Source organism: Arthrobacter sp. P1_B4 (genome assembly GCF_056406555.1).
Genome location: NZ_JBFTZW010000106.1, coordinates 1 through 9,960, shown reverse-complemented (window position 1 = coordinate 9,960; position 9,960 = coordinate 1). Strand labels below are relative to the sequence as shown.

11 protein-coding genes are annotated in these 9,960 nt (G+C 66.1%); 5 read left to right on the top strand and 6 right to left on the bottom strand.

Annotation, left to right across the window (positions count from 1 at the left end):
- Positions 1 to 197, top strand: a 197-nt coding sequence (locus AC1D1W_RS18530) for a nuclear transport factor 2 family protein (RefSeq protein WP_476944457.1), incomplete at its 5' end; no start/stop codon positions are given.
- Positions 198 to 251: 54 nt separating this feature from the next.
- On the opposite strand, the gene ligD is transcribed toward AC1D1W_RS18530, so the two are convergent.
- Positions 252 to 1,496, bottom strand: a complete 1,245-nt coding sequence (gene ligD / locus AC1D1W_RS18525) for a non-homologous end-joining DNA ligase (RefSeq protein WP_243177916.1) — start codon at positions 1,494 to 1,496, stop codon at positions 252 to 254.
- Between the two features lie 48 nt (positions 1,497 to 1,544).
- Here ligD and AC1D1W_RS18520 point away from each other — a divergent pair, with 48 nt between their 5' ends.
- Positions 1,545 to 1,694, top strand: a complete 150-nt coding sequence (locus tag AC1D1W_RS18520) for a VOC family protein (protein ID WP_243177915.1) — start codon at positions 1,545 to 1,547, stop codon at positions 1,692 to 1,694.
- A gap of 32 nt (positions 1,695 to 1,726) precedes the next feature.
- On the opposite strand, the gene AC1D1W_RS18515 is transcribed toward AC1D1W_RS18520, so the two are convergent.
- The 3 genes from AC1D1W_RS18515 to AC1D1W_RS18505 form a co-directional block, all read right to left on the bottom strand.
- On the bottom strand, positions 1,727 to 2,524 hold the full coding sequence (locus tag AC1D1W_RS18515) for a hypothetical protein (RefSeq protein ID WP_243177914.1): 798 nt from the start codon (positions 2,522 to 2,524) through the stop codon (positions 1,727 to 1,729).
- A gap of 119 nt (positions 2,525 to 2,643) precedes the next feature.
- Positions 2,644 to 3,666, bottom strand: coding sequence for a LacI family DNA-binding transcriptional regulator (locus AC1D1W_RS18510; protein ID WP_476944456.1), 1,023 nt, complete (start codon positions 3,664 to 3,666; stop codon positions 2,644 to 2,646).
- Between the two features lie 164 nt (positions 3,667 to 3,830).
- Entirely contained in the window at positions 3,831 to 5,279 is a 1,449-nt protein-coding gene (locus AC1D1W_RS18505) for a sugar porter family MFS transporter (protein WP_243177912.1), read from the bottom strand.
- A 356-nt stretch (positions 5,280 to 5,635) separates the two neighbouring features.
- On the opposite strand from AC1D1W_RS18505, the gene AC1D1W_RS18500 reads away from it, so the two are divergent.
- Positions 5,636 to 6,679, top strand: a complete 1,044-nt coding sequence (locus tag AC1D1W_RS18500; RefSeq protein ID WP_243177911.1) for a Gfo/Idh/MocA family protein — start codon at positions 5,636 to 5,638, stop codon at positions 6,677 to 6,679.
- Positions 6,680 to 6,694: 15 nt separating this feature from the next.
- Here AC1D1W_RS18500 and AC1D1W_RS18495 read toward each other — a convergent pair whose 3' ends face one another.
- The gene (locus tag AC1D1W_RS18495) at positions 6,695 to 7,279 is read right to left on the bottom strand and encodes an HhH-GPD-type base excision DNA repair protein (RefSeq protein WP_028276625.1); all 585 of its coding nucleotides are present in this window, start codon (positions 7,277 to 7,279) and stop codon (positions 6,695 to 6,697) included.
- Positions 7,280 to 7,383: 104 nt separating this feature from the next.
- On the opposite strand from AC1D1W_RS18495, the gene AC1D1W_RS18490 reads away from it, so the two are divergent.
- Both AC1D1W_RS18490 and AC1D1W_RS18485 read left to right on the top strand, forming a co-directional pair.
- Positions 7,384 to 8,847: a protein adenylyltransferase SelO gene (locus AC1D1W_RS18490; RefSeq protein ID WP_476944455.1), complete on the top strand. Its 1,464-nt coding sequence runs from the start codon at positions 7,384 to 7,386 to the stop codon at positions 8,845 to 8,847.
- 12 nt (positions 8,848 to 8,859) lie between these two features.
- Entirely contained in the window at positions 8,860 to 9,183 is a 324-nt protein-coding gene (locus tag AC1D1W_RS18485) for a hypothetical protein (RefSeq protein ID WP_028276623.1), read from the top strand.
- Between the two features lie 72 nt (positions 9,184 to 9,255).
- Here AC1D1W_RS18485 and AC1D1W_RS18480 read toward each other — a convergent pair.
- Positions 9,256 to 9,960: VWA domain-containing protein (locus AC1D1W_RS18480; RefSeq protein ID WP_476944454.1), on the bottom strand; the 705-nt coding region annotated here is incomplete at its 5' end.

Sequence of the window (9,960 nt, the reverse complement as noted above, 5' to 3'; positions counted from 1 at the left end):
AGGTGATTGCTGCCGACGTGATCGGGGACATGGCCTACACCGTTGGGTACGAGCATACGAGCACCTCGGTAAACGGAGAGCCGAGGGACTACACACTGCGCGTGACCCAGGTCTACCGGCGCGAGGGTGGCGAATGGAAGGTCGCCCATCGCCACGCAGACACCCTGGCGCAGCCGGACAAGCCTCAGGACGCCTGAGCCCCGTCCTTGGTGTCAGGAGCCGGTGTCAGGACGGTGTTCAGGAGCCGGCGGTCAGGATCCAGGGCGCCCCGGCCACTCTTTGCCCGCCCAGGGGTCGTAGTCGGCGATGAGCTCCTCCTGCGGCGGACGCTCATTTTCCGGGACGTGCTGCAGGTTCACCCGGACCCGGTACCAGAGCGAACTCGATCCCCGCATTCCGTCGACGAGTACGTCGGCGGGATGCAGGGCTGACAAGAGGTCCGCATGCCGGGTCTTCCATTCCTCGAGCGCCGCGAGCGCCTCGGGCTTGGTCTTGGTCCGTGCCACCTCGATGAGCGGCATTACCGATTGCCGGCGGCCCAGGCCGTCGCTGCCGCGCGGCGGCTTTTCGGCGGGGCCGAGCCCGGCAGCCAGACTGATGAGCCTGTCGAGCGTCCCTACCGCGTCGTCGATCCCGGCGTGGGGGTCGCCCATCGCCGCGAAGCGCTCAAGCACAGTGGGCACCGTGAATTGTTCCGGCCGGGTGGAGGTAACCTCGTCCCAATTGAGCGGAGTCGAGACCCGGGCATCGGGCAGGGGCCGGATCGAGTACGCCGATGCCACGGTGCGGTCCTTGGCGTTCTGGTTGAAGTCGACGAACACACTCTCGCCGCGCTCCTCCTTCCACCACCGCGCGGTGGCGAGGCCCGGAGCGCGGTTCTCGACCTCGCGGGCGAGGGTCTCGGCGGCGAGCCGCACGTCGCGGTACGACCACTGAGGCGCGATGCGCACGAGGATGTGGAGTCCCCGCGAACCGCTCGTCTTCGGCCACCCCACCAGTCCGACGTCGTCGAGCACCTCCCGCGCGACATAGGCGACATCGACGATCTGCGCCCAGTCGACCCCCGGCATCGGGTCGAGGTCGACCCGGAGCTCGTCCGGGTGCTCGAGGTCCTCTGCACGCACGGGGTGAGGGTTGAGGTCCAGGCATCCAAGATTCACGACCCACGCCAAGCCCGCAGCATCCCGGATGACGGCCTCTTCGGCAGATGTTCCGGACGCGTAGTGCAGCGTTGCCGTGTCGATAAAGTCGGGGTGGTTTTCAGGCACGCGCTTCTGAAAGAACGGCTCAGCGCCGATCCCCTTCGGGAAGCGCTTGAGCACCATGGGCCGGCCGCCTGCGCCGCGCAGTGCACCGTCGGCGACGGTGAGGTAGTAGCGGACCAGGTCGAGCTTGGTCAGTCCGGGTTCGGGGAACACCACCTTGTCCGGACTCGAGATGCGAACCTCGTTGCCGGCAATGTTGAGGATCTCGGCGGGGGTCTTCGACGAGTTCATTCCGCCACGCTAGTTCCGGACGGCTGCGCTTGGGAATAGCATTCCGGCATGGACGCCAAGTTATTCGCCCTCGCTGCGGGCGGAACCTCAGTGATCGAGCCCGAAGACACCCAATGGGGCGCCCGGCGCTGCCGGGTGCTCGATCCCCAGGGACAGGAATGGAGCGCCGGCACCTACCAGCCCGGAATCGCCTCGTGATACGTCCTTGCTTGCCCACCCGGGCAGGCGCTCTAAGTGCCCTCCTCGCTGCCGGCGTCGAAGGGCTTGCCCGCGGCCGGCGGCTCGCCCGCCGCGAGTCGGTCCGACTCCCGGGCCCCAACCGCGGACTGGGCGCCACCGGATCCGGCTTCGGCGGGTGAGGGTCCCGGCGGTACAGATCCGGATGTCTCTGCGGAGTCCGTCACGGTCCGCTGCCCCTCGGTCATGGCGGGGTCGTTGAACACCTGCTCCACAGGCGCCTCGCCTGTCTTGGCCCGTTCCGGATGCGAGTGATCCCCCTGCGCCTTGGTACCCGCCTCCGCGATGTCGACCGCTTCGCGCACATCTGCACCGCTGCGGGAGTCATCGCTCTGGGCCGCGGCACCCGACGAGGCGTTCCGGGCCTGCGGTTCAGCGTCGTGGCCACCGTGCGCCTCGGTCATCGGCTTTTCGCCAGGCGTACCTGTTCCGGCCTTGCGCAGCGGATCTACAGTACCGTCCGCACCGTAGTCACCTTCGGTGTACTGGCCGATTTCCGACCCGGCCGTGCGTCCCGGAACCGTACCAGCGCCGCCGTAGTCGGCTGCCACGTAGCGCCCGGATTCCTTGGCTCGGTCTCCCAAGGGTTCGGGCAGGCCGCCCTCCCTGCCGCCCGCACCGTAGTCACCTTGGACGTATTGGCCCTCCTCGTCCTCGGCGTGCCGGCCTCTCTGCACGCCAGCCTTACCGTACGCTCCTTCGACGTACCGGCCCCGGAGCTCCTTGTCTTCTGGTTTCTCGTCCGCGGGCGCCTGATCCGCGGGCAATTCGGAGTCGCTGCGGTCTGTCATGATACTGCCCTCCAGAGACGAATCCATGCGTCTAATCCGGCGCAATTCAAGTCTAGTCAGGGCCACTGCACCACGACAGAGGGTAGCGGCCGCCGGCCCGCCTTGGGTGGCCGGGGGTGTCAGGTGTGGGCGGCGGGAGCGGTGGTGCTTCGAACGACGAGGCGCGGGGCCAGCACTTCGGTACGTGGCGGGAGGGAGGGGTCGGCGATGCGGGCAAGGAGAAACTCCGCAGCGCGGATGCCTACGTCCCGGCTGACGGGGTCGACGGTGGTCAGGGAGACGTGGCGGATCCCGGCGAGATAGGTGTTGTCGTATCCGACCAGTGAGAGTTGTGCCGGCACGCTGATGCCGTGCTCGTCCGCGGCCGAGAGCGCACCGACGGCGAGGACGTCGTTGGCGGCAAAGACCGCTGAGGGGGGCAGGCCGYCGTCGATAAGGCGGCTCATTGCCTCAAAGCCGGAATGTTCGCTCAAGTCTGTTGGTATCACTCGGATGTAGTTCTGCAAGCCGTGGCGGGTCATGGTGTCCCGGTAAGCGTCGGCCCGCACGGTAGCGGACCCGGTGGGAGCGGTGAGGAAGGCAATGTCGCTGTGGCCGAGACCAATCAGGTGTTCGACGGCCATCCGGGCGCCGGCGGCGTCGTCGTTGCTGACGCGGTCCGCTGCCGGGAGGTCGAAGGCGCGGGTGCCGGCGACGACGGCTGGCGTGAGCAGTGTGGCGCGGGTGAGGTCTTCATCGGCGGAGAAGTCTCCGGCGATGACGAGGCCGTCGACGCGCAATTCCAAGAAGGCGGACACCGGGCTTTCCCCTGGGCGGGCCAGATAGCGGGGATCGCCGAGGACCATCCGAAGGTTCTGCTCCCGGAAGATGTTCTGCATGCCGTCGAGCAGCTCCACGAACCAGGGATTGGAGAGGTCGTCCAGCAGCACTCCTACTGTTTGCGTCCGTCCGCTGGCGAGCGAGCGGGCCGCATTGCTGGGCCGGTAGTCGAGTGCGGCTATGGCGGTGGCAACAGCTTCTCTTCTTTGTTCACTCACCTTGGGTGAACCCCTCAGCACCAGGGAAAYGAGTGCGCGAGAAACGCCGGCCTCGCGCGCCACATCCTCAATGGTGGCGCGTTTGGCCGCTCCATGCTGGTTCATTTCGCTCCTGGACTAATGGCCTCCTGCCGGCAAGCGTATCGCGGGAAACACAGCGGTTCCGGCCGCCGCCCCATGGGCAACCGCACCGGTTCCACTGCGTGACGCCGGCCGCATGTCTGTCCCGTGGGGGAGGCCCGGCGGCAATGGCTGCGGACGATCGATTCTCAGAGAGATACCGCCTTCTCGCCCGGTACCGTGGGAGGCACGATGATTGGAATGCCTCCGGTGCGGAAGTGCACCTCCAGCTCTTCCAGGGATTGYCCCTTCGTCTCCGGCACGAATTTCGCCACGAAGATCAGGGAAACAATGTTCACCAGCACGAACACGGTGAACGTGCCGGTTGAGCCCAGGGCGACGACCAGGATCGGGAACAGGAAGGAGATCGCCGCGTTCACGGTCCAGAGTGCGAACACCGCAATGCCCATCGCGAAGCCGCGGATGGCCAGCGGGAAGATCTCGGAGAGCAGTAGCCACACGCACGTGCCGATGAAGCACTGCACGAAGGCCACGAACAGCATCATCGCCGCCAGAATGGTGTAACTGACGAGGTCCGACTGGGGGAGCGTGAAGACGACGGCGAGGAGTGCCTGCGAAGCCACGACCCCGGAGAAGCCGATGACCAGCATGCGGCGGCGCCCGACGAAGCCCAGGAGCCAGATGCCCAGGACGGTCATCAGCACCGACGTCACACCGACGGCGATGGTTGCCACGAGCGATGCGCTCACCCCGAGGCCGCTGCGCTCGAGGATGGTGGGGGCGTAGTAGTTCACGGTATTGATGCCCGTTGCCTGCTGGGCTGCGGCGAGCCCAATGCCGACCCAGAGGAGCCGGCGCATCCAGGGATTGTTCTTCAGATCGCGCCAGGCGCTGGAGCGCTCGTTCCGGGCGGTATTCGCGGACTCAACGATTTCTTTGTACTCGAAATCGGCTTCCTCAGGGCTGCGGCTGAGGTTGAGGATGCGGCGGCTGTCGTCGAGCCTGTCGCGGATAGCGAACCAGCGCGGCGATTCGGGCAGGGCGAGCATGCCGATCAGGAGTGCGATGGCGGGGATGGAGGCAATACCAAGCATGATGCGCCAGACCTCGGAGTCGTGGATGACGGCGTCGAGGAGTGCGTTGATGGCAAAAGCGAGCATCTGGCCGGTCACGATCATCAGTTCGTTGATGGTGACCATGCGTCCGCGCAGGTGTGCAGGCGCCATTTCTGCAAGGTAGAGGGGGCACGTCACGGCGGCGGCGCCGACGCCAAGACCGAGGATGACGCGGGCCGCCACCATGAACCCGACGGTCGGCGCGATGGCGCAGCCTATCGCTCCGAGGAGGAAGAGCAGCGCACAGACGAGCAGCGTGCCGCGCCGCCCGAGCTTATCGGCGAGCCTGCCGCCGCTCAGCGCGCCCACCGCGGCACCAGGGAAGAGCAGTGCGCTGACGACGGTGGCCTCTTCTACGGGGCTCATGTTCAGGGAGTCCTGCATGTAGAGCAGCGCACCGGAGATGACACCGGTGTCGTAGCCGAACAGGAGTCCGCCGAGTGTGGAGATGACAGTGAGACGGGCGAGATATCCGCGATGTTTCGAGCCCGAGGCGGGCGAGCTTGCTGTGTGCAACGACATTGTTGACTTCCTCGATTCGGCCGACCTGAAGGGCGGACTTTGAATTCGGAGCGTTCTCCGGGAGTGCGCTGGATCACGTGCCTTCTACGTTAGAGCGCTCTAACGCCACAGTCAAGAGTTTGTCTTGACATGCGCTCAAAGGGTCGACGGGTGTCCTGGAGGCGGCCGGTTGGGGCAAGTCCGTGCGGGCGCGGCAGCAGGGAGGATGCCGGAAGCCTGGTKCGTGTGGCGCCGGGGTGGAGCGGGTATTTCTTCAGGCTTTTACCGATGAAGCGATTTGTTACTATGTCAGGACAAATCCAGGAAAGGGCGATGAGTCTTATGCGAATCGATGTCAACACAATGGAAGCCGGCACATGACCGGGAACTCCTCACTCCCGGTGTCCCGGGTCCCGGATTCCCGAACCGCACCACCACTCCGCTGGGGGATCATGGGTCCCGGCTGGATTGCGGAGCGCTTTACGGAATCCGTCCAGGCGCACACCTCGCAGATTATCGCCGCAATCGGGTCCCGCTCGCTGGACCGTTCCGAAGCCTTTGCTGGACGGCACGGCATCACCGCTGCCTTCGGCAGCTATGAGGAGCTGGCCGCCGCCGACGTCGACATCGTCTACGTGGCCACGCCGCACAACTTCCACTACGAGGCCGCCCTCATGGCGCTCGACGCCGGCAAGCACGTTCTGGTCGAAAAGCCGATAGGCATCAACCGCGCGCAGGCGGCCGGCATCGCCAGCCGGGCCGCCGACGCCGGCCGGTTCGCCGCCGAAGCCATGTGGACATTTTTCCTGCCCAAGTTCGACGTCATCCGACAAGTGCTCGACTCCGGAATGCTCGGGGACCTTACTACGGTCTTCGCCGAATACGGTGAGCACTTTGACCCCAGCCACCGGATCTTTGACCCGGCTCTGGCGGGCGGCCCGTTGCTGGACCTGGGGACCTATCCGCTCTCGCTCATCACGTCCGTCCTGGGCGAACCGGACCGCCTCCTGGCACTCGGTGAACCGCACGAATCCGGAGTCAATGCCCAGCTGTCGGCCGTCATGTCCTTTGCCGGCGGACGCCAGGCCATGATGAACACCCAATTGCACAACTTCACGCCGACGTCCGCCACCATTGTGGGCACCGAGGCTTCACTGTCAATTGACGGGCCCTTTAACATGCCAGGCAACTTCAGCGTCCACTTCCCGGACGGTACCCGGCTGGCCTACGAGGAGCCGGCCGGAGCGCACTTCGAGGGCCTGCACTTCGAGGCTGCCGCCGTCGCCAGCGCCATTGCGGCGGGGCGGCTGGAGGTTCCGCAGCGGCCGCTCGCCGAATCCATCCGGACCATGGCCGTCGCCGACGCCGTCAGGAACCAGCTCGGCATCGTTTTCCCCGGCGAAGCCATTGGAAGCCGCTGATCCAGGCCCTCCTTATCAGTGCTCGGAGGCCTTCGCGGCCTTGATGGCGGCCTTGGCAGCCTGCTTGCTGGCGCGCACTCTTTTCAGCGAATCGGGGTCCACGATGTCGGCGACGGAAAGAAATGCGCTCTCCTGGCCATAGGGGCCGGCGGCCTCACGCCAGCCTGGCGCCTGCAGGCCGCACTGCTTGCCGAGCAGTGCAAGGAAGATCTTGGCCTTTTGCTCCCCGAAGCCGGGCAAGCCTTTCAACCTGCGCAGCACTTCCTCACCGTCCGGGCCGTCCTGGTTCCAGATGGCAGTTGCGTCCCCATTCCAATCGCCTTGGACGGTCGCGGCGAGGTCCTGGACGCGGCCGGCCATGGAGCTGGGGAAGCGGTGGATGGATGGACGCTCCTTGAAGATCTCAACGAAGCCGGCCGGGTCGTATTCGGCGATTGCGGCAGGGGCCATGGACCCGATGCGCGTCCGGATCTTTTCGGGTCCGGCAAACGCAGACTCCATGGTCACCTGCTGGTCAAGCAGCATGCCAACGAGGAGTGCGAACGCGTCATTGCTGAGCAGTTGGTCGGCGGCGGGGTCGCCCGTGATGTGCAGTTCCATGCGCCCATCCTGCCACCAGCTCCGCGCCACGTCATGGCACCGGCCCGAATCTGCTCCGCCGCGACCAGCGGCATTGCTGACGCTGTGGCCGGTATCCTTGAAAGATGAGTGGCACAGCGCATTCAACCGTCACATTTGATGGCCGCTTCGCCCGGGAGTTCCAGGAGATGGCCATTCCCTGGCGCGCGGAGGAGGCGCCCGAGCCGCACCTTTTGGTGCTCAACGAGCACCTCGGCACTGAGCTGGGCCTCGATCCGGCCTTCCTCCGGAGTCCGGAGGGTCTGCGCCTGTTGACCGGCAACGCCGTCCCTGCCGATGCCAGTCCGGTGGCGCAGGCCTACGCCGGCCACCAGTTTGGCTGGTACGCCCCCCGCCTCGGCGACGGGCGCGCGCTCCTGCTGGGCGAGATCGGGCACGCGGACGGGCAGCTCCGCGACGTCCACCTCAAGGGATCAGGACGCACGCCGTTTGCCCGCAACGGGGACGGCCAGGCGGTGGTCGGTCCCATGCTGCGCGAATACATCGTGAGCGAGTCGATGCACGCGCTGCACATCCCCACGACCCGTTCCCTCGCCGTCGTCGCGACGGGACGTTCGGTGCAGCGCGAAACGCTCCTGCCGGGCGCCATTCTGACCCGGGTAGCCAGCAGCCACCTGCGCGTGGGCAGCTTCCAGTACGCCCGGTCCACGGGCGACATCGGCCTCCTTCGCCGCCTCGCCGACTACGCCCTGACCCGTCACCACCCCRCCGCCGCGGAGGCCGGGAACCGCTATCTAGCACTCTTCCAAGCGGTCATATCCGCCCAGGCTTCGCTGGTGGCCCAGTGGATGCTTGTCGGATTCGTTCACGGGGTCATGAACACCGACAACATGACGATTTCGGGCGAAACGATCGACTACGGGCCGTGTGCCTTCATGGAAGGCTTCGACCCGGCCGCCGTCTATAGTTCGATCGACGAGAGCGGGCGCTACGCCTACCGCAACCAGCCGGTGGTGGCGGAGTGGAATCTTGCCCGGCTCGCGGAGTCGCTTCTGCCCCTGCTCCACGATGACGAGGAGCAGGCGGTGGAGCTCGCGGTGGGAGCCCTCGGCGAGTTCCGCCGGCAGTACAGTGACGCCTGGTCGGCAGGCATGAAGGCCAAGCTGGGGTTCCGTGACGGGCTCGACGACGACGTGGCCTCGGCTCTCGTGGATGAAGTTGTGGCCTTAATGCAGGAGTCACGGGCCGACTACACCTCGTTTTTCCGGCACCTCGGCAAAGCCGCCCGCGGCCGTGCCGAAGCCGCGCGGGCCCAGGTCCTGGACACCGCAGCCTTCGATGCCTGGGTAGGGCGCTGGCGTGCCTTGGCGCCGAATGCTGACGCCATGGACCGGGTCAACCCGGTCTACATCCCGCGGAACCACCTGGTGGAGGAGGCCCTGGCGGCCGCTACCGGCGGAAACCTGGATCCGCTGGCACGGCTGCTGGACGCAGTCGCCGCACCTTTCGACGAGCGGTCCGGCCTCGAGCGCTACGCCGCTGCCGCCCCGGAAAGCTTTGGCCCGTACCGAACCTTCTGCGGAACCTGAGGGGAGCTGATCATGGATACCGAATTCGCCGAGGTCATCGATCATGACGTCACCACCATCACCTGCGTTTGCGGCAATACCGTCAGCAGCGAGGGATTGATTCAGGCCAACTCGGAGGGAATGCCCGTACACATTGGCGGAAACGTTCCCGTGCCCGCGGGGCTGGCTACCTGGCCTGAGGACGAGGATCTCTACACCCTGTGCTCCTCTTGCGGCCGCGTTTACCATGACGCCGTCATCGAGGAGACTGGGACCGCGCCCGTTGCTTTCCGGATTGATGTCACCGCTGGGCCGGTTGCCGAGGCGATCCGTGTCCACTGGGACCTCAACACGTAGCCACCTTCGGAGAAACTTCCGTTTCCCGGTCTTTCCCGGACCGGGTACCGTGCCGGGCAAGCCGCCGACCCTCTAACCCTCGTGGCTCGTCGGGATGTCCTGGGCGGCTGCCCATTCGCCCACGTCCCGGCGTTCAATGGCCGCGGCCATCAGATCCGGGAACAGGTCGGGCGTGCAGGCGAAGGCCGGGACGCCAATTCCGGCAAGTGCCCTGGCATGGTCTGAGTCGAACGACGGATGACCGCTGTCGCTTAACGCCAGGAGCGCGATCATGGTCGTCCCCGACCCGACGATCGTGGCCGCCCGTTGCAGCATCTCTTCCGCAATGCCGCCTTCGTAGAGGTCGCTGATGAGCACCAGAATCGTCTCGGTGGGCCGGGTGATCTGGTCCTGGCAGTATGCCAGGGCGCGGTTGATGTCCGTGCCGCCGCCGAGTTGCACACCAAAGAGCACATCAACCGGATCGTCCAACTCGTCCGTCAGGTCGACAACCTCCGTGTCGAAGACCACCAGGCGGGTCCGCACCGACCGCAGCGAGCTGAGCACCGCCCCGAACACGCTGGAGTAGACCACGGACTCGGCCATCGACCCGGACTGGTCGATACACAGGATGATTTCACGCTGGACCTCGGTGCTGCGCCGGGTGTGCCCGACCAGACGCTCGGGCACGATCGTCCGGTATGCGGGCTGGTAGTGCCTAAGATTTGCGGCGATAGTTCTGTTCCAGTCAATGTCCCGATGCCGGGGCCGTCGTGTCCGTGCCGCTCGGTTCAAGGC